The 20,022-nt window shown below is 67.3% G+C and carries 15 protein-coding genes, 1 tRNA gene and 1 other RNA gene; 3 read left to right on the top strand and 14 right to left on the bottom strand.

The window, feature by feature from the left end:
• The 13 genes from BMW75_RS09410 to BMW75_RS09350 all read right to left on the bottom strand — a co-directional run bounded on the left by BMW75_RS09410 (position 1) and on the right by BMW75_RS09350 (position 16,348).
• Positions 1-810: an ABC transporter ATP-binding protein gene (locus BMW75_RS09410; RefSeq protein ID WP_092578828.1), complete on the bottom strand. Its 810-nt coding sequence runs from the start codon at positions 808-810 to the stop codon at positions 1-3.
• Positions 803-1,843: an ABC transporter substrate-binding protein gene (locus BMW75_RS09405; protein ID WP_092578826.1), complete on the bottom strand. Its 1,041-nt coding sequence runs from the start codon at positions 1,841-1,843 to the stop codon at positions 803-805. The genes BMW75_RS09410 and BMW75_RS09405 overlap by 8 nt, the downstream gene beginning before the upstream one ends.
• Positions 1,840-3,114, bottom strand: coding sequence for a CaiB/BaiF CoA transferase family protein (locus tag BMW75_RS09400; RefSeq protein WP_092578824.1), 1,275 nt, complete (start codon positions 3,112-3,114; stop codon positions 1,840-1,842). Before BMW75_RS09400 ends, BMW75_RS09405 begins: the two co-directional genes overlap by 4 nt.
• Positions 3,115-3,181: 67 nt before the next feature.
• Positions 3,182-3,790, bottom strand: a complete 609-nt coding sequence (gene recR, locus BMW75_RS09395; protein ID WP_092578822.1) for a recombination mediator RecR — start codon at positions 3,788-3,790, stop codon at positions 3,182-3,184.
• 21 nt (positions 3,791-3,811) lie between these two features.
• Complete coding sequence (locus tag BMW75_RS09390; RefSeq protein WP_076515890.1) at positions 3,812-4,138, bottom strand: YbaB/EbfC family nucleoid-associated protein; 327 nt, start codon at positions 4,136-4,138, stop codon at positions 3,812-3,814.
• Positions 4,139-4,182: 44 nt separating this feature from the next.
• A complete protein-coding gene (gene dnaX, locus BMW75_RS09380) occupies positions 4,183-6,603 on the bottom strand; it encodes a DNA polymerase III subunit gamma/tau (RefSeq protein WP_175493130.1) in 2,421 nt (806 codons plus the stop codon).
• A 152-nt stretch (positions 6,604-6,755) separates the two neighbouring features.
• An RNA gene (ffs, locus tag BMW75_RS09375) (signal recognition particle sRNA small type) lies at positions 6,756-6,853 on the bottom strand.
• A gap of 384 nt (positions 6,854-7,237) precedes the next feature.
• A complete protein-coding gene (locus tag BMW75_RS09370) occupies positions 7,238-10,708 on the bottom strand; it encodes a UvrD-helicase domain-containing protein (RefSeq protein WP_092578820.1) in 3,471 nt (1,156 codons plus the stop codon).
• Between the two features lie 3 nt (positions 10,709-10,711).
• Positions 10,712-13,375, bottom strand: coding sequence for a PD-(D/E)XK nuclease family protein (locus BMW75_RS09365; protein ID WP_092578818.1), 2,664 nt, complete (start codon positions 13,373-13,375; stop codon positions 10,712-10,714).
• Between the two features lie 110 nt (positions 13,376-13,485).
• On the bottom strand, positions 13,486-13,971 hold the full coding sequence (locus BMW75_RS09360) for a hypothetical protein (RefSeq protein ID WP_092578816.1): 486 nt from the start codon (positions 13,969-13,971) through the stop codon (positions 13,486-13,488).
• A gap of 12 nt (positions 13,972-13,983) precedes the next feature.
• On the bottom strand, positions 13,984-14,853 hold the full coding sequence (locus BMW75_RS09355; protein WP_139208509.1) for a hypothetical protein: 870 nt from the start codon (positions 14,851-14,853) through the stop codon (positions 13,984-13,986).
• Positions 14,854-14,960: 107 nt separating this feature from the next.
• Positions 14,961-15,119 (bottom strand): hypothetical protein, encoded by a 159-nt coding sequence (locus BMW75_RS29430; protein WP_175493129.1) that lies wholly within the window; start codon positions 15,117-15,119, stop codon positions 14,961-14,963.
• Positions 15,120-15,142: 23 nt separating this feature from the next.
• The gene (locus BMW75_RS09350) at positions 15,143-16,348 is read right to left on the bottom strand and encodes an MFS transporter (protein ID WP_092578812.1); all 1,206 of its coding nucleotides are present in this window, start codon (positions 16,346-16,348) and stop codon (positions 15,143-15,145) included.
• Positions 16,349-16,701: 353 nt separating this feature from the next.
• Between BMW75_RS09350 and BMW75_RS09345 the strand changes: the two genes are divergently transcribed.
• Together BMW75_RS09345 and pbpG are read left to right on the top strand one after the other, a co-directional pair.
• Positions 16,702-16,776, top strand: a tRNA-Arg gene (locus BMW75_RS09345).
• 312 nt (positions 16,777-17,088) lie between these two features.
• Positions 17,089-18,291: a D-alanyl-D-alanine endopeptidase gene (gene pbpG, locus BMW75_RS09335; RefSeq protein ID WP_254791974.1), complete on the top strand. Its 1,203-nt coding sequence runs from the start codon at positions 17,089-17,091 to the stop codon at positions 18,289-18,291.
• 83 nt (positions 18,292-18,374) lie between these two features.
• Here pbpG and BMW75_RS09330 read toward each other — a convergent pair whose 3' ends face one another.
• The gene (locus tag BMW75_RS09330) at positions 18,375-18,761 is read right to left on the bottom strand and encodes a ribbon-helix-helix domain-containing protein (RefSeq protein ID WP_076515902.1); all 387 of its coding nucleotides are present in this window, start codon (positions 18,759-18,761) and stop codon (positions 18,375-18,377) included.
• A gap of 232 nt (positions 18,762-18,993) precedes the next feature.
• Between BMW75_RS09330 and adhP the strand changes: the two genes are divergently transcribed.
• On the top strand, positions 18,994-20,019 hold the full coding sequence (gene adhP, locus BMW75_RS09325; protein ID WP_092578808.1) for an alcohol dehydrogenase AdhP: 1,026 nt from the start codon (positions 18,994-18,996) through the stop codon (positions 20,017-20,019).
• The last annotated feature ends 3 nt before the right edge of the window (positions 20,020-20,022 follow it).

Here is a 20,022-nt window from a genome sequence, read left to right as displayed (position 1 = left end):
TCAGGCTCGCTTCTGTTGGGCATAGCCCTTGAGCACTTCCTCGCGCAGCACGCCCCAGATGGCGGCGTGCAGTTCGACAAAGCGCGGGTCGATGCGCACTTCGGCCACGTCGCGCGGACGCGGCAGATCGATTGCAAATTCTCCGATGGGATGGGTGCCCGGACCCGCCGACAGCACGATCACGCGGTCGCTCATCGCGATGGCTTCGTCCAGGTCGTGGGTGATGAAAAGCACGGCCTTGCGCTTGGCCATCCACAGGTCCAGGACCTCGTTCTCCATGAGCTGGCGCGTCTGGATGTCCAGCGCGGAGAACGGCTCGTCCATCAGGATGATGTCGGGATCGCGGATCAGCGTCTGCGCCAGCATGGCGCGCTTGCGCATGCCGCCTGACATCTGGTGCGGATAGCGGCCTTCGAAGCCGCCCAGCCCGACGCGGCGCATCCATTCGCGCCCGCGCTCCAGGGCCTCGGCGCGTGGCACGTTGGCGAACTCCAGGCCGGCGATGACGTTGTCCAGCGCGCTGCGCCAAGGCAGCAGCGCCTCGCCCTGGAACATGTAGCCCGCGCGTTCGTTGATGCCGGCCAGGGGCTGGCCGAAGACCTTCACCTGCCCCGAGGACGGCGCCAGGAGGCCTGCGCTGACGTTGAGCAACGTGGACTTGCCGCAACCGGTCGGGCCCACCACCGACACGAACTCCCCTGGCGCGATGGCCAGGGTCGTGTCGCTGACGGCGGTGTAGCGCTGCGAACGGTCATCACGCGAGACAAAGGTGCAACTTATGTTTTCCAGCGACAGTGCAGCTTCAGCCATTGGCGTACTTCTCGTTGGCGCGGCGCGCAAAATCGTTGGTCCACACCTTCGAGGGGTCGACCTTCGAGGCGTTGAATTCAGCCTGGTAGGCCGCCAGCGCCTTGAGCGCGGTCGCGGCGCCGTCTTCGGGGATCATGCCGTCGGGCGACAGGCCTTCCATGCTCTTGGCAAGCGCCGCCTTGTAAACCGCCGGGTCGCCCAGCAGGTAGGCTTCCGGGACGACCTTGGCGATTTCTTCGGGGCCGGCCTTCTGGATCCACTTGTCCGCGCGCACGATGGCGTTGGTCAGCGCCTGCGTGGTGTTGGGGTTGGCGTCGATGAAGGCCTGCGGCGCATACAGGCTGCCCGCCGGCATGTTGCCGCCGAAGATGTCCTGCGTGTCCTTGAGCGTGCGGGTGTCGACGATGATCTGGATCTCGCCGGGCATTTCCAGCATCGAGACCACCGGGTCGGTGTTGGAGATGGCGTCGATCTGGCCGCTGCGCAGCGCGGTGACCGCGCCGGCGCCGGCGCCCACGCCAATGAACGAAACGTCGGAAGCCTTCAGGCCATGCTTGGCCAGGAAGAAGCTGACCACCATGTTGGTGGACGAACCCGGCGCGGTCACGCCGATCTTCTTGCCCTTCAGGTCGGCCGCGCTCTTGTAGCCGGGCAGGTTCTTCTTGGAGACGCCCACGCCGATCATCGGCGCGCGGCCCTGCAGCACGAAGGCGCGATAGGCCTGGCCCTTGGAATGCATGGACAGCGTGTGCTCGAACGCGCCGGACACCACGTCCGCGCTGCCGCCCACGACCGCCTGCAAGGCCTTGGAACCGCCGGCGAAGTCGGCGATGCTGACGTCCAGCCCTTCGTCCTTGAAGTAGCCGCGCACTTCCGCGATAGTGAGCGGAAGGTAATAGATCAGCGGCTTGCCGCCGACGGCGATCTGGACCTTGGTCTTTTCGAGCTTCTGCGCGCGCACGATGGCGGGGGCCATGCCCATGACGCCGGCAGCGCCGGCCATCTTGAGCAGTTCACGGCGGGTGACTGTCATTGGTTTGTCTCCTGGTTGTCGGGTTTGCCGATAGCGCCGGTCTTCGCCAGCTCGTCGATAGCCGCTGAATCATACCCCAGCGATTTCAGGACTTCCTCGGTATGTTCCCCTAATATCGGGCCCACCCAGCGCGTCTGGCCGGGCGTTTCGGACAGCTTGGGCACCACGGCGGGCAGCTTGACGGGGCTGCCATCGGCAAGGCGGTGCTGCTCGATCATGCGGCGCGCAAGGAACTGCGGATCGCTGAACATGTCGGCCACGCTGTAGATCTTGCCCACCGGCACGTCGGCGCGCTTGAGCGCATCCAGCGCCGCATCGATGCCGCGCCCGTCGCACCATTGCTGGATGGCGCCGTCGATCTCGTCGACGCGCCGCGCGCGGCCGTCGTTGCGCACCAGCTCCGGGTCCTTGGCGAGATCGTCGCGGCCGATCGCCCGCATCAGGCGATGGAAGATCGCGTCGCCGTTGCCCGCGATGACGATGTTCTGTCCGTCGCGGGTGGTGTAGGTATTGGAGGGCACGATGCCGGGCAGCGCGCCGCCCGTGCGTTCGCGCACCACGCCGGCCACGTCGTACTCGGGGACCAGGCTTTCCATCATGTTGAACACGGCTTCGTACAGCGCCACGTCCACCATCTGCCCCTGCCCTGCCTGGCAGTCGTCGCCCGTCTTGCCGTTCCAGCGGCCGCCGGTGGCATCGCGATGGCGCAGCGCCATCATCGCGCCAATCACGCCATGCAGGGCCGCGATGGAGTCGCCGATGGAAATGCCGACGCGCAGCGGCGGGCGGTCCGGGTGGCCGGACACGTAGCGCAGGCCGCCCATCGATTCGCCGATGGCGCCAAAGCCTGGCTGGTCCTTCATGGGGCCCGTCTGTCCATAGCCGGACAGGCGCACCATGATGAGGGCGGGGTTGATGGCGCGCAGCTGTTCGTAGCCCAGGCCCCACTTCTCCAGCACGCCGGGCCGGTAGTTTTCGACCACCACGTCGGCGTCCAGCGCCAGCTTGCGGGCGATCTCCTGGGCGCGCGGGTCTTTCAGGTTGAGCGCGATGGATTGCTTGTTGCGGGCCTGCACCGTCCACCACAGGGAATTGCCCTCGTGCAGATGGCGCCAACTGCGGATGGGGTCGCCGCCGCCCGTGCCGTCAGGGCCGTGCGGGGTTTCCACCTTGATGACGTCGGCGCCGAATTCGCCGAAGATGCGCGCGGCGAACGGACCGGCGATGAGCGTGCCGAGTTCCAGGACCTTCAGTCCGGTCAGCGCTGACATGGCTTGTCTTCCTCACATTTCTGGCCCTGGCGATACGTAGCCGCAGGGCGTTCTGATACCGCGAGCGTCAGGTGGTCTTGCGCTCCATCAGGGCCCAGGCGATGGTGCCCGCGTCGACGTATTCCAGTTCGCTGCCGGCGGGCACGCCGCGCGCCAGGCGCGTGACCCGCAGGCCGCGCTCGCCCAGCGCTTCGCCCAGGAAATGGGCCGTGGTCTCACCTTCCGCGGTGAAGTTCGTGGCGAGGATGACCTCCTGCACCACACCGTCGGTCGCGCGCTTGATCACGCGATCGAAATCCAGTTCGCGCGGACCGATGCCTTCCAGCGGCGCCACCCGGCCCATCAGCACGTAGTACAGGCCGCGGTAGCCGTGGCTGGACTCGATCATGTTCTGGTCGGCTGGCGTTTCCACGATGCACAGCAGCGTGGGATCGCGCTTGGCGCTGGAGCAGGTGGCGCAGACCTCGTCTTCCGAGAAGCTGTTGCAGCGCGCGCAGTGCTTGAGGTCCCGCACCGCGCCCGCGAGCGCCCGCCCCAGCATGTCCGCGCCTTGCGGGTCATGCTGCAACAGGTGATAGGCCATGCGTCTGGCCGAGCGCACGCCCACGCCAGGCAGCCGCCGCAGCGCTTCGATCAGCGTGACGAGCGGCTCGGGTTCAGGCAGCAAGGGATCCATCTCAGCCTACGGCAGCGGCAATCAGAAGGGCAGCTTCATGCCCGGGGGCAGCGGCATGCCGGCGGTCACCGAGGCCATCTTTTCCTGGGACGTGGCTTCGGCCTTGCGCAGCGCGTCGTTGAACGCGGCGGCGACCAGGTCTTCCAGCATGTCCTTGTCGTCGGCCAGCAGCGACGGGTCGATCTCGACGCGCTTGACGTCGTGACGGCAGCTCATGGTGACCTTCACCAGGCCGCCGCCCGAGGCGCCTTCCACCTGGATGTCGGCCAGCGCGTCCTGCGCCTTCTTCATGTTTTCCTGCATCTGCTGCGCTTGGCGCATCAGGCCGGCGAGTTGTCCTTTCATCATGATGGGAGCTTCCTTGAACGAGGGGAATGAGGGGGGCCGCCGCCCTAGGCGGCGGCCGGGGAATCTACGTGGCGGATCGAGCCGGGCACGACATGACCGCCGAAATCCGCCAACAGCGCCTGCACGAAGGGATCTTCGGCCACGGCGTTTTCGGCGGCCAACTGGCGCGCCGCGGTCTCGGCCTTGGCCACGGCATGGGCCGTGGCGTCGCCGGTGACGCCGACCTGCACGTCCAGCCGTATGCCTTGCCCGAAATGTTCGCACAGGACGGTTTGCAGGCGCACGCGGCTTTCGCTTTCGGCCAGGGTCTTGACCGCCACGCGCAGCACGATCGCATCGCCCTGCACACCGGCCCATTCGCTCTGGCGCGCCAGTTCGGCGGCCAGGCCGGTCACGGGGAGGCGGGCGGCCAGCTCGGGCCATGACGCCGAATCCATGTCGGACAGGCGGGCGCGCGACGCGCGCTTGCGGCCAGGCGCCGGGCCTGCACGCCGGGGGGCTGGCGCCACCGGCGCCGTCGAGGGCGTGGTGGCCAGCGTTTCGAAATCGTCGTCCGGATCGGAGGTGAAGCCGCCGTCGGGCACGAACCCGCCTTCGGCTTCAAAGGGTATTTCTTCGTCGACCCAGGCCGGCGGACCATCGGCGTCGTCCATGGCCGGCGACGCCGCGATGGCTGCCGCGGCGGACGTCACCGCCAGCGCGGCCGAGCCCTGTGCCTTGGCAGCCGCGGCGCCGGTGGGCGCATCGGAAGCGTCAGCGGGCAAGTCCTCCCATGGGGGAACGCCGTGGTTGCCGGCCGGTTGCGGGCTGGGCGCGGAGGTGGCCGGCGCTTGCGCCTGCGGGACGCCGGCAGGATCGGCCGGTGAACGGGACGCGAGGCTGGCAGCCGCTGGGTCGGGCGCAACGCCGGCAGTGGCCGGGGTGCTGGCGACCTGGGGTTCGGCTGCCGGAGCGGCGGACGCGGGGGCGACGGGCGCGGTTGTGGGTTCGGCTGCGGGTGCGGCGGTAGCTGTGGCTGCGGTAGCTGTGGCTGTGGCTGTGGCTGCGGCTGCGGCTGCGGCTGCGGGCACCATGGGAGCGGACGTGGCCGCATCGGCTCGGGCGTCATGCGCTGCCTCGCCCTCGCTGGGCGCAGCCGCATCGCCTGCTGCAGCCTGGTTGGCCGCCGCATTGCCCGACGCGGCGTGGCTTGGGGCGCCATTGTCCGCGGACGCGTGGGAGGACGGCGCGGCGATTGCCGGGGCGCGCGTTGCCCCATCCGCGTCAGCCCCCGCCTCAGCCCCCGTCGCAGCGTTGGCGTGCGAGGCGGCGGCCACGGCCGGTTCGGCTGCTGCCTGACGGGCGGGCGCGGCGGGCGCTTCCAGCGCGGTCTGCGGCCCGGCATCGCCGTTGAGCGACAGCATGCGCAGGCACGCCATGATGAAGCCTGCGTACTCGTCCGGCGCCAGGGTCAATTCGCCGCGGCTATGCACCGCGACGGAGTAGAACAGTTGCACGGCGTCTGGATGCAACGCCTGCGCGAGACGCGCGATGTCGGCCGCCAGCGGGTCTTCAGCCGCGGTGACGCCAGTCACGCGCTGCTCGATGGCGACGCGCGACAGCAGCACGGCCAGATCCGCCAGCGCGCCGGCATAGGACAACCCGCGGATCGCGAGCTCGTCGGCCACGGCCAGCACGCCCTTGGCGTCGCCCGTTGACAGGGCGTCCAGCAGGCGGACGAGATGGCGCTGGTCGATGGTGCCGAGCATGCCGCGCACGGCGTCCTCGGTCAGGTTGCCCGCGCTGTAGGCGATGGCCTGGTCGGTAAGCGACAAGGCGTCGCGCATCGAACCCGACGCGGCCTGGCCGATCAGGCGCAGGGCCGGCACTTCAAAACCGACCTCTTCCTGGCCCAGCACGGCCTGCAGGTGGCCGACGATGGAGTCGGCCGGCATCTGCTTCAGGTTGAATTGCAGGCAGCGCGACAGGACCGTCACCGGGATCTTCTGCGGGTCGGTGGTGGCCAGGATGAATTTGACGTGCGGCGGCGGCTCTTCCAGCGTCTTGAGCATGGCGTTGAACGCATGCCCGGTCAGCATGTGGACTTCGTCGATCATGTAGACCTTGAAGCGCCCCGCGCCCGGCGCGTAGACCGCCTGCTCCAGGAGCTGGGTCATCTCTTCGACACCGCGGTTGGACGCGGCGTCCAGCTCGAGGTAGTCGACAAAGCGCCCGGCATCGATTTCGGTGCAGGCGCGGCAGACGCCGCAAGGCTTGGAGGTGATGCCGGTTTCGCAGTTGAGCGATTTGGCCAGGATGCGCGAGAGCGTGGTCTTGCCTACGCCCCGGGTGCCGGTGAACAACCAGGCGTGATGCAGGCGTTGCGTGTCGAGCGCATGGGTGAGCGCGCGCACCACGTGATCCTGTCCCACCAGGGTATCGAACGATCGCGGCCGCCACTTGCGGGCCAATACCAGATAAGTCATGGCTGGATTGTAGAGCCTGATTGTTGAACCCGTTGATCGAGCGGGCTGGAATGCAAAGGGGACGGGCTTATTCCCGTGGATTGAATCCTTGGAAAATAACCCCGTCCCCTTTGAAAGCGATGTAGCAAACGCTACCTGCCTTGAAGAATCCGGTTGGCGAGCCTTACTCCGGCACTGACCCTAAACGACTATGGCTGCTTCGTTCCCGACCTGACCAGGTTCACCGTCGAACCATGCGAAGGGGCCCGCCAGTCGAGATTCTAGCAGAGCTGCGCTTCGCGCGCTCGCTCGAATCTCGACTGGCGGGCCCCGAGGGGCAGTATGTGGGCCCCCTCCCCGGCCCTCCCCCCGAGGGGGAGGGGGTGGGGGCTTCGCTTCGCTGGCCCCTTCGGCTCGCTTCGCTTTGCCTGGCTTTGGGGGTGGGCGGCTTGGCTCGGGGAGGGCTTCGCTTCGCTGGCCCGTTTGGCTCGCTTCGCTTTGCCTGGCGTCGGGGACGGGCGGCTTAACTCGGGGAGGGCCTCCCTTCGCTGGCCCATTTGGCTCGCTTCGCTTTGCCTAGCTTTCGGGATGGCGGCTTAGTGCGGGGGCTTGGCTTATTTTGTTTGGCTTAACTCACTTTGGGTTGCTTCACTCATTAGGGCAGATCTATCCATGCTTTTGCGCGGGGGAAGTACAGGGCGGCGCGGGCGCGGCGGCCGTCCAGGGCGGAGACTTGGGTGCAGTAGCGTTGCAGTTGTTCGCCGTGGCGTTGGCGCATGCGGGTGGCGAAGGCGTTGGGGGATTCGCCGGGATGGGGGCGGCCGGTTTTGTAGTCGACGATCAGCCAGCCGTCTTCGGTGCTGAGGGCTAGGTCGATGACCGAGACCTTGCCTGCGGCGTCGATGAGGGGCCATTCACGGCGGGCGCCGGATTGGGACAGGAGCCATAGGCCGCGCTCGTCGGCGAGCGTGGCTTGCAGGGTGTCGAGGACGGCTTCGGCGGCTGCGTCTGCCTGGCTGGCGGGGATGCCTGCGCGGGTGAGCTGGCGGCGCATGGCGGGTAGGCGCGGGGCCAGGGCATCGGCGGGCCATGCCTGGATGCCGTCCTGGCCGATGCGGGCGAGCCAGGCGTGGGCCAGTGTGCCGATGGCGGCGTCGTAGCCCGCTTCGAGTTGCCAGGCGGGATGTTCAGCGGCTTCGCCCCAGGCGCCGCGGGCGGCGGTGGCGAAGCCCGCGCTCATGGTGACCTGGGATTGGCGTTGCAGGTGCGCCAGGCCGGCGCCGTCGATGCGCCGCAGGGGCTCGCCCTGCCATTCGGGGGCATCGTCCTGCGCCTGCGTGGTGTCTTCGTTCAAAGACGGCGGCACGGGCGGCGTCAGGCAGGGCCAGAGGCGGCCGAGCAGGCTGGCTGCGGGCGGTGTCTTGGCCTGGCCGGTGGCGTCGTCGATCGACACGTGGCCCACCAGATGCAGCCGTTTGCGCGCGCGCGTGGCGGCCACGTAGAGCAGGCGGTCGATTTCGTAGGAAGCGCGGCGGGCTTCGCGCGCGCCCAGGTAGCGCGAGACCGGGTCGGCTTCGGTTTCGGCGCGCGGCTTGACGGGACCGAACAGGACGCGGCCGCCGCTTTGTTCGAAGCGCACCAGCGGCGCCTGGTCGCCGCGGGGAGCGCGGTGCAGGCCGTAGAGGATCACGGTTTCGAACTGCAGGCCCTTGGACTTGTGCATGGTCATGATTTCGACCGCGCCTTCATCCTCGTCGGCGGCGTCCGGCGCGGCGAAGAGGCGCGCGATCCCGGCGTCCAGCGCGGATACGTCGATGTTGCCGTGCGGCGCCAAGCGCTCGACGAGCTGGAACAGGCTTTCCGCGTCATTGGCGACCGATAGCCCCGCATACAGGCCGGATCCGCCCAGGCGGCGCCACAGCGACTCGACCCACGCGGCGAACGGGATCGCGCCTGAGGCGTTGCGCTTGTCAAGCAGGACTGCCGCCACCTGGCGCAGGCGGGCGAATTCGTCGGCGCTGAGCAAAGCCTGGGCCGACGGCGCGTCGGGCTCTGCGGCGGGCGCGTCGAACAGCGACCCCTGCGGCGCCGCGGCCGACGCACCTGTCTCCAGGACAGGCTGCGGCGTCATGCGTAGCGCGCGTTCCAGCAGGACCGGCACCGGCGTGACGTGGTCGTCGCCGAACAGGCGTTGCAGCGATGTCAGCGTCAAGCCGCAATACGGCGCGCGCAGCACCGACAGCCACGCCAACCGGTCGGCCGGATGCGACAGGGCGCGCACGAGCTGCACCAGGTCGGCCACCACCGGGCGCAGGGCCAGCGGCACCAGATCCACCGCGCGGCATCGGATGCCTTCCTGTGCCAGCCGGCGGGTCAGATTGCCCAGGTGGCTGCGCGCGCGCACCAGGATCGCCACCGGATGCTTGGCGCCCTTGTGCTCGATCAGGGCCTGGCGCACCAGGCCCACCGCGATATCCTCGGCCTGCGCTTCGGCGGGCGCCGCGCCCTCTCGCGACCAGGCCGGATGAAAGCGCACGGCGGGATCGGGCAAGGCCGGATGGAAGGCGGTGGACGGGCTGTAGGCGATGGCGCCTGCCGCGGCGTCGCTGCGTTGGGGCAGCAGCGACACGAACGACTTGTTCACCCAATCCACGATGCCGGCCTGGGAGCGGAAGTTGTCCGTCAGGTTCAGGAAGTCGGGCTTGACCTCGCCGACGCCCTGGTCCGCCACCTCCAGGAAGAGGCCCACCTCCGCCTTACGGAAGCGGTAGATCGATTGCATGGGATCGCCCACCAGGAACAGGCTGCGGCCGTCGCCGGACTGCCAGCCCGAGGTCAGCGTGCGCAGCAGGTCGAGCTGCGTCTGACTGGTGTCCTGGAACTCGTCGATGAGCAGATGCCGGATCGAGGCGTCCAGCTTGAGCAGCAGTTCGCCAGGATCGTCGGCGCTGCCTAACGCGGCGGCGGCGCGCTGGGCGATTTCGATGAAGTCGACTTCTCCCTGGTCGGCGAACCGCAGCCGCAATTGCGCCACGGCGAGCGCCAGCGTCATGAGCTGGGCGCCCAGCACTTCCCATTGCGCATCCGTGAAATACGGCGCCGGGATATCGCGCACGGCATGCAGGCGTCTCACCCACGCGGCCTGCGCGTCCGCGCCTTCCAGCCATGCCACGAACGGTTCCTTGTGCGCGCACTTGGGCGGAAATCCCAGGTTCTTGGTGACGGTCTTGCGCAGAGACCCCGTGCTGGTCAGCAGCAGATGCGCGACCGCGCGCCACGCGTCCAGCAGCTCGGCGTCTGGCTGCAGGTCTTCGGTCCAGTCCAGCAACGCCGCAAGCTTGTTGTCCCCATCGCCGTCCTGCAGGTGGGCGGCGGCCAGGCGCGCCGGGCCGCAAAGCGCCTCGGACCAGCCGTAGGGCATGGCCGCGCACAGCGCGTCGAGGTCTTCGCCGATGGCTTCGGCCAGCGTGGCCTCCAGGGCCTCGCGATCGGAGCCGTGCCGCAGCAGCGGCAGCCACTGGTCGCGCTGCCCCAGCATGTCGGCGATCGCGTCTTTTGCCGCCTGCACGTCGACATCCAGGTGCCTGAGCAGAATGCGCACGGCCTCGTATTCATCGGCCAGATCCAGCGTGGCGCGGGCGGCGGCCTCGTAGTGGGTACGCGCGTCGTCCGTGATGTCGGGCATGCCGCCCAGCTCGGACAGCCACGGCATGCTGCGCACCAACCCCGCGCAGAACGAGTCGATGGTGCGGATGGCCAGGCGCGCGGGATGCTCGAGCAGATGCCAGCCCAATTCGGCGTTGCGCACCAGCGCCGCGCGGGCCAGGTCCCAGCTCCGGCGTTCGTGCGCGGCCTCGGGCGGCGCGTCCAGCCCGCGCCGCAACTTGCTGAGCACGCGCGCGTGCATCTCGGACGCCGCCTTGCGCGTGAACGTGATGGCGACGATTTCCTCAGGGCGGTTGACGGTAGCGAGCAGCGCCAGGATGCGATCGGTCAGCAGCTCGGTCTTGCCCGACCCCGCGGGGGCCTGGACCAGGAAGGAGCGCGCCGGGTCCAGCGCCGCCGCACGCGCGGCATGATCCTGAGGCTCTCGGTCGGCCTGCTGCGGGCGAACTATTTCGGCCATGGCTTATGCATCCTCGTCGTCAAGATGCAAACGCAGGAACGGCAATGCATCGCAGTATTTCAGGTCGTCACGCCGGTAGGCCATGTTGGCCGCATACCCCGCGACATATTCATCGGCCAGCCCCTCGATCGCCACGCGCCAGCGCTGGCGGATCTCGGGCCATGTCAGGCCGTCGAAGTACTTGCTTTCGCTGGCCAGCGTGACGCCCGGAATGCCCAGGTCTTCGTCGGCCAGGCCTTGCGCAGCGACCTGGCGTGCGTGGATCTGCGCCAGGACCAGGCCCGCCGCTTCGCCGCCCGCGGCATCGGCCAGCACGGACGCGTAGAACGGCAACTGCACATTCACGGGACGGTTGCGCGACCAGTCCGGCTCCGGCTTGGCCGCGGCCACGCCGGTCTTGTAGTCGACAATGACGTTGCGTCCGTCGGGCAGGGTGTCGATGCGGTCCAGCCGCAGCTTCAGGTTGAGCGCGCCGCGCTGCCACTGGTGATTCTTTTCGACCTGCGCCACGGCGAACGGCAGGCGCTGCGCCTCAAGGTCCAGCCAGGACGCCAGCACGCCCTGCGCGCGCTGGCATTCCAGGGCCCGCAGCGCAGGCGCGTACTCCTTGAGTTCTTCGTCGGCGGCCTGCGCCACGGCCTGTTCCAGCAGCGCGGGCAACCGGCCGCAGGCAAGCTGTTCATGCAGCGATTCCTGGTCGGGCATCATGCCCCACACGATTTCCAGCGCCTTGTGCAGGAATTGGCCCCGCACGTTCACGGTGGCCGCATCGGCATAGGGGGCGAGTTCGCGGCCGCCCAGGCGGTGGCGCACAAAAGCCCACAGCGGATTGCGCGCCTGCGTGTCCAGCACGTCCAGACCGCCGCCGCCGCGGCTTCCCGCAGCCAGGGGCGGACCTTGCGCGTCGTCCAACGATTCCTGGGGCAAGGCCGGCTGTGCCGGGGCCTGGGCGGGCGCCCAGTCGGTCAGGTCCAGGGCCGCGATCAGGGGCGACGGGCGCAACTCCCGCTCGCCGTCCATGTGCGCATGGCTGACGATGATCTGCGGCGCGCAGCGGCACAGCGCCGCGTACATGCCTTCGGCCCATTCGCGCTCGCGCTCGGGCGTGGCGCGCGGCGCCCTGGCCTGGCGCAGCACCGCCAGCGGCAATAGCGGATTGGGCTTGGGCGAGGCAGGCAGCACGTCATCGGTCAGCCCGAGCAACCAGAGGCCGTCCCAGGCCCCTCCTTCCGCTTCCAGCAAGCCCAGCACGTCCAGCCGCGCCAGCGGATCGCGCTGCGGCTGGAACGACGAGGAACGCGCCACGCTTTCCAGGAGGTTCACCGCCGCCACGCCGCCCAGGCGGCCAGCGGCCGGCGCCAGCGCCGAAAAACTTCCCAGCGCATCGCCCAGGGCCCCCATGACCTGATAGCCCACGCTATCGAGCGCCGCTTCGCCGGGAAAGCCCAGGGCGGTCAACGCGGCTTTCATGCGCAGCATCCAGACGTCGCACGTGGCCTGGCGGCCGCCCCGCGTCCAGATTTCCATGGCCTGGTCCCACGCCTGCGCCAGTGCGGGAAGATCTGCCAGCAGCCTGCGCCATTCCTGCTGCCCGACATGCAATTGGCCCTGGCGACGCCAACGCGCGTCAAGCGACGCGAGGCGCGCGCGATCGCGCACGTCGCCGGCGCAGTGGCCCGCGAGCAGCGCGGCGCCCAGCACGTCGACGCCGCAACCCTTGCCGGGCGCGCATTCGGCCAACGCGCGCAGCCAGGCCAGCGCGGCGCGCGCCATGGGCCATTCGTCGAGCGGTCGGCCAACCGCGACGTTGAAGGCAAAGGCAGGCGCGCCATCGCGGCCAGCCAACGCCTGCCCCAGCACCCGCCGCGCAAACGGCGATTCCGCTTCCAGTTGCGGCGAGACGATGGCATAGCGGCCGGTGGGATTGGACTTCAATTGCCGGGCCGCCCAGTCGGCGGCGGCGCGCCATTCGGCCCCCTGGTCGGCGGCCTCAAATCGCCGGGGCAATGCCTGCACGCGCAGGGCGTCACGCCATTGCGCGACATCCGTGCCCTGCGCCTGAAACGCCTGCAGCAGACGTTCGAAACGCGGCGAGATGTCCGTGAATCCGGCAAGCACCAATTGCGCGGGGGTGGCCAAGCGGCCTTCCTCGAGCGCGCGCAACACGCGCGCGTAGCCCTGGTTCGCGTCCTCGGCGTCGATACCCGCGAGCGTGCGGCGATAGCGTTCGCGCCACCGCGCGAATCCGCGGTATTCGTCGGTGTCGGCGCCGGACGGCACCTGCAAGGCCCATTCGTCCATCAACAGATCGGCGTCCATGGACAGCCGCGCGGCCTGGCTGGCGTCCAGCAGCACGCGCTCGGCTTCTTCGAGGCGGATCGCTTCCGTCCAGACGAGCTGCGTGGCGAAACTGTCCAGCCGGTAAGCCGGCACGCCTTCGTCGGCCTCGAATGCGAGTTCGTTGGCGGACTCGGCCAGCCAGGCGGACAGCGGCAGGATGCGCGGCAGTTCGCTGACCTGGCGCTCCTGCCGCAGCAGCCCGGCCAGTTCAAGCGTGAGCCGGCGCGACAGGCGGTTGTTCACCGTCAGCACGAGCGTGCCGGCTGCGGGCAGGCTGGCGATTTCGGGCAGAGAAAGATCGGAATAGGAAGGCGATGCGTCCTGCATGGGCACCCACGAGGGCAGCGGTCGGCTGCGCGGAATTAGGGATAAAAAAGCGGAGAAAATCTCCGCCGTAGGATACCGCGAGCCGGACCGCGAATGCAGTGCGTGCGCGCCTATTTGCCACTCAGGGCAAAAGGCGCAATGACATACTTCTGGCCGTGCCGCTCGCAGTCGTCAACCAACTGATGCCAGGCCCGAACACGGGTCACCCGCGCTCCGCCCAGGCCGGGATCCTCGCCGTCGGCGGGGATATCGGCCAAACGCACGCCATCGGTAGTATCCATCAGACTGGCCTCTCGAATTTCCCGGTCCAGGCTGCCGTCCCACTGAACCAGGCTGCCCTCTTCCAGCCAATACAGCCACACCTGCGTATTGCCGTCCCGCCACTTATATCCGACGAGACAAAAATGGTTGGTGCCATCCTGCTTCTTGAAGTACGCCACCCGGTTCTTGATCGCCCTCTCGGGCTGGTGGTAATACGGGTTTGCCGACACCAGAAAGCGCTCGTCCGGAGGCGTGCGGAACGGCTCGTCAGGCAAGCCGTGCGCGCGAGCAAACAAGGGAATCGCAAGAACGAGAACCGCGAACCATGCCTTCATGCGCGTCGCCCTTCACTTGATTTTCAACACGTCGGCCCGGAATTCCGGCGTCAGGGTATAGAAATCCTGCCCCCCTAAGCTTCGGAAATATTTAAAGTTTCTTCCAGGACTTGGCGCACCCTGAGTTTTCCATCCGTACAGCTTGGTCGGGCAGGGATCCGCAATCGGTGGGCTCCCCGCCACCGAAATGGCGTTCTCCAGCAACTCGCGGTAAGCCGGAAAGCGCCCCTGCGTCGCATCATTCGCGAGATCCAGGGTCCTCTTGATGAGTGCCACTTTCTTGTCGGGCAGGTTGGGATATCGAGGGAAGGCCTCCACCTGACCCGGGATCTTAACCACATCGGTCATCGAGGTTACCGCCAGGTTGGCGGCCTCGCTGGGCTTATTCGAAAAATGGTGAGGCCCTGCCTCAAGGCGGTTCCGCAACAGACGAATCATCCATTGCATGGATTGGCGCGCTTCAGCCGCGCCCGCATAATTTGGATGCTCTGGCCCCGCGGTTTCCAGGATCAGCATCCTGGTCAGGATGCCCAACTCGGAATCCTGGGCGGGCAAATGCAGATACGGGAGAATCTTGATTCGGATCCTGGGAGTGCCTGCATCGACCACGCTAGTCCTCCCGTCATTGACATACGCGGTCACCTCGACCACTCGTTCCTGCCGCAAGGCCTTCGCCACGACCGTCAATTTGACGGATTGCTCCAGCTTCCGGTCATCCGGTCGATCCGCATGAACCGACAACAGTTCAGGCGAGCCGGATTTCAGGACCAGATGCTTCTTATTGAATCCCAGCCCCACGACTTTGATAACGAGGACATTGCCTTCGACCATACTGAGATCGGCGGGCAACGTGGAGCGGTCATTGCGGATGAGCTTGGCCATACAGCGTATCGAAACCTCGCAAGAGCGTACGGCGGACATAAGCATCCGCTTTCCCCTGTTTACTTGCGAGACTTGCACCGCGATATAGGGCGCGTCTGAAATCCCGGTTAAAAGCCGCAGAGCGCGGCCAGGTTTTCCCAGTGAATCTGCATCTCAGGCGTGGTGTAGCCCCAGAACGCCAGGCCCAGCACCGCGGCCAGCGCCAGCACGCCCACGGCGCGCCAGCCCTTGCGGCGAGGGGCTTCAGGATGCGGGCGGTGGGTCATCGCGGGGCTCCGGTTTGCCGTGATCAAGCCGTGGCCGGCTGCGCCGGCGTCACCGGTTGTTCGCGCACGGGCAGGCACAACAGTGCGGCGATGACAGCGAGCGCCACGCCCAGCCACCAGACCAGATCGTAGCTGCCTGTCTTGGCGTAGGCATAGCCGCCCAGCCATACGCCGATGAAACTGCCGAGCTGGTGGCCCAGGAACACGATGCCGGACAGCGTGGCCGCATAGCGCAGGCCGTAGATCTGTCCAATCAACCCCTGCGTCAACGGCACCGTGCCCAGCCAGAACAATCCCATCCACGCCGCAAAGGCGTACAGCACCCAGGGCGACAGCGGCATCCAGAGCAGCAGCAGGATGCCGAACGCGCGCATGAAGTACACCACCGCCAACAGGCGCTTCTTGCTGTATTTGCCGCCCAGCTTGCCCGCGTAGAACGAACCCAGCACGTTGAAGAGGCCGATGAGCGCGATCGCCGTGGCGCCCTGCCCTGCCGTCAGCCCGCCATCGGTCACATAGGCCGGCAGGTGCAAGGTGATGAACGCGGTATGAAAGCCGCAGACGAAATAGCTCCAGAACAGGAAGTGGAACGAAGGATGGCGCACGGCCTGCTTGATCGCGGTCGAGAGCGACTGCTGCGGGCCCGCATGGACCTGCGGCCGGCCGCGCAGGTAATACGCCAGCGGCGCGGCGCAGGCCACGAACATCGACAGCACCCACAGCGCGCCCGTCCAGTCCAGGCCGCTGATCAGCAACTGGCCCGTGGGCACGACGGCAAACTGGCCCAGCGAGCCGCCCGCGCTGGCGATGCCCATCGCCGTGCTGCGGTAGGCCGGCGGCACGGAACGCGCGACGACGGGCAGGATCACGGGAAAGGTGGTGCCCGCCTGTCCCAACCCGACCAGCACGCCCGCGGTCAGGTACAGCGTGGCTTCGTCGGTAGCGAAGCGCGTGCCGATCAGTCCCAGCATGTATAGCAGCGCGCCCAGCGCAATGGTGCGGCCCGAACCGTAGCGATCGGCCAGCATGCCCATGAAAATGCAGGCCAGCCCCCACACCAGGTTCTGCAGGGCAAACGCCATGGAAAATACTTCGCGGCTCCAGCCATGCGCCAGGCCCATGGGCTGCATGAACAGGCCGAAAGTGGCGCGCACGCCCATGGCAAGCAGCACGACCAGGGTGCCCAAGACAATGGTGCGTGCGGAAATCGTATCGGTTTGGCTAGACATGAAACCCGTGTCTGGTTGTTTTTGGGGGTTGCGTCCCCTCCTCGGGACGGCCCGGCGCGACGGCGGACGCAACCATCATATACAAAGTCGTCGCGCGGACCGGCGAATAACCCGGTTGGCGCAACGCCCTTCGCGCCTCCCGCCCCAAATCGGACCAAACGCTGCACCGTCAGATTTGGGGCTTGCACCGGCTGCTGATAGACTTGCGTCCTGCTTCGAAGCCCGCGACCGCAGTGCTACACTTTTCGCTCCCGCGATTCGCAGCAATATCAAGGCCTTATGCGCGGACGCGCCCTATCGGCGCGCCCCGCTGCCCGCCAAGTGCGGCGGGCTCGCCTTGCACATCACTCCAGCTCGCCGTAGTTAAATGGATATAACCGGCCCCTCCTAAGGGTCAATTGGTGGTTCGATTCCACCCGGCGAGGCCAGTCCGGCCTCGGCCTGCGCGCCGTCCTCCCCCCCGCAAGTTCCGCTCGTTCAGCCAGATGAGGGTTAATCCGGGCTACGCTCTTGCGCGCCGCACAGTTAGCGTTGCGACTTCCGACATGTGACTAATTGCTGCCACGGTTCGGCCCCCAAGGACATTTTTTTGGGTAAACGTCGTAAATCGCCTTGCGTGACTCTTGAAATTACTGTTTAAATTCGACGCGTAAGCCCATAATTCATCTGGACTTTTCCTGATCCGACGAAACCGCCGGCTTAAGAAATATTTGTTCACAGACCGACAAGCCTGCTCAACCATGGCCTTTTCCTGGACACGTGCAATAGCAAGAGCCCTGGCGCCTGCCGCGCTGGCGGTGTGCGCGCTCCTGCCCCCCGCGGCGCAAGCCGCAAAGAATTCCGACCCTTGCAAGACCAACGCCAAGTCGTCGGCCTGCAAGGCGCAACAAGCAAAGAAAGCCCCGGCGCCCAAGGCGGGCTCGGGCAAGAGCGCCGCGGCCAAGCAGGCCGCGCCCTCCGCCAAGAAGGCGCCGCCCAAATCCTCGTCGGCCAAGAAATCCCCGCCCAAGCGCGGCAGCCAGGTTGCCTCCAAAGGCTCGCCCTCCAAGAAGGCAGGCGCGTCGGGCAAGAATGGCAAGGGCGGCAAGGCCGACAAGGCCGCGCGCGGCCGCCGGGTCGCCGCAGCGGCCGCCGCCAGCGCCGCCATGCCGCCGCCCGCCGCCTCGGCGCGCGCCGAGGCCGCCGCGCTGCGGTCGAGCACCGCTTACGTGCAGGACCTCGAAACGTCCACGGTCATCTTCGCCAAGAACGAAAACGTCGTGCGCCCCATCGCTTCCATCTCGAAGCTGATGACCGCCGTGGTCGTCGTGGACGCCAACCTGCAGATGGACGAGATGCTCGAGATCACCGACGAAGACGTCGACGAACTCAAGCACACGACGTCGCGGTTGCGCGTGGGCACCAAACTGTCGCGCGGCGACATGCTGCATCTGGCGCTGATGTCTTCCGAGAACCGCGCCGCCAATGCGCTGGGACGCAACTATCCGGGCGGCCTGCCCGCTTTCGTGGCTGCCATGAACGCCAAGGCGCAGTCGCTGGGCATGACCAGCACGCGCTTCATCGAGCCCACCGGCCTGTCCAGCAACAACGTGTCATCGCCGCATGACCTGGCGCGCCTGCTGCGCGCCGCGTCGCAGCGTCCGCTGATCCACCGCTACTCCACGGACACGGAATACGAGGTCGAGATCAACAACCGCACGCAGACGTTCCGCAACACCAATCTGCTGGTGCGCAAGCCCGACTGGGACATCAAGGTGTCCAAGACCGGCTACATCAATGAAGCGGGCGAGTGCCTGGTGATGCTGGCGCGCATCAATGGCCGCGATCTGGCCATCGTGCTGCTGGATTCGCAGGGCAAGCTGTCGCGCATCGGCGATGCCGTGCGCATCCGGCGCATCGTGCAAAGCGAAGTGGCCATGGCGTCAACGGGCGCGGGCGGCTGAGGCCGGAATGAATTGTCCGCAGTACCAGATGAAGGGCCCGATCGCATCGGGCCTTTTTTCTTGCTTGGACGCAGCCGGGCCGATCAGGCCGCGCGGCGCTTTGCCGGGACCGGTTGCGCGTCGCACAGAGACGGGGGCAACCCGTCGAGGACGGCTTGCGGGTTGAGCGAGCGGATGGGCACGCTGGCGTCCAGCGGGATCCGGCCCTCGGCCTGCAACAACTGATAGCGCAGGCAGCACACGCGCAGGAAGGACGTGAAGTTGGCGGCCTCGCCGCGGTACGCCACCAGCTCGTCGTACAGCCGTTCGATCAACTGCGTGACGCGCATGCCGTCGCGGCCGGCGAGTTCTTCCAGCACCTGCCAGAACAGGTTTTCGAGCCGCAGGCTGGTCGCCACGCCATGCAGGCGCAGGGATCGGGTTTCGCAGGCGTAGGAATGTTCGCTGGCGCGGATGAATATTTCACACATGGAAAGCTCCTGGGCATGGGCGACACGCCCGCCCGGCCGGCGCGCCTGAGACCGACTGTACGACGACAGGCGCGCCGCGGGCAATACGGCCCCGACGCGCGCGCCGGTGCGCGGCGTCCCTGAAAGCAGTCGGATTCCCATAGACCCTATCCAACGCCGGTTGATATAAATCATGGTCTGGAACGCCGTCGCGTTCGAGCATAGTGAAACTGATCAGACTTCGGAGGTAGTAATGGAAAAGACCATGAAGGCCGCAGTGGCTCGCGCGTTCGGCAAACCCCTGGCAATCGAAGAAGTCGCGGTACCGCGCCCGGGCCCGGGCGAGCTCCTGGTAAAGATCGAAGCCTGCGGCGTCTGCCACACGGACCTGCACGCGGTCGAGGGCGACTGGCCCGTCAAACCCAATCCCCCCTTCATTCCCGGTCACGAGGGCGTCGGTCACGTGGTGGCCGTGGGCGCCGGCGTCACGCATGTCAAGGAAGGCGACCGTGTCGGCATCCCCTGGCTGTACTCGGCCTGCGGACACTGCGAGCACTGCCTGGGCGGTTGGGAAACGCTGTGCGAGCAGCAGCAGAACACGGGTTACTCGGTCAACGGCGGTTTCGCCGAATACGCGCTGGCGGCTGCCGACTACGTGGGCCTGTTGCCCAAGAATGTCGGCTTCATCGACGTGGCTCCCGTGCTGTGCGCGGGCGTCACGGTCTACAAGGGCCTGAAGATGACGGACACCCGGCCCGGCAACTGGGTCGTCATTTCCGGCATCGGCGGGCTGGGCCACATGGCGGTGCAATACGCCAAGGCCATGGGCCTGAACGTGGCCGCCGTGGATATCGACGACGCCAAGCTCGACTTTGCGCGCCGGCTGGGCGCGGAAGTCACCGTCAACGCCTTGAACACCGATCCGGCCGCCTACCTGAAGCGGGAAATCGGCGGTGCGCATGGCGCGCTGATCACCGCGGTATCGCCCAAGGCCTTCGAGCAGGCGCTTGGCATGGTGCGCCGGGGCGGCACGATTTCGCTGAACGGGCTGCCGCCCGGCGACTTCCCGCTGTCGATCTTCGACATGGTGCTCAATGGCGTGACCGTACGCGGCTCCATCGTGGGTTCGCGGCTGGATCTTCAGGAGTCCCTGCAGTTCGCCGAAGAAGGCAAGGTCCACGCCACCGTCGCCACGGAAACCCTGGAAAACATCAACAGCGTGTTTGACCGCATGAAGAAGGGCCAGATCGAAGGCCGCATCGTGCTGGACTTCGCCTGACCC

This window comes from Achromobacter sp. NFACC18-2 (genome assembly GCF_900108985.1).
Classification (GTDB): Bacteria; Pseudomonadota; Gammaproteobacteria; order Burkholderiales; family Burkholderiaceae_B; genus Achromobacter.
Note: the sequence above shows the minus strand (reverse complement) of the source record. Positions and strands in the feature narration are given on the sequence as shown.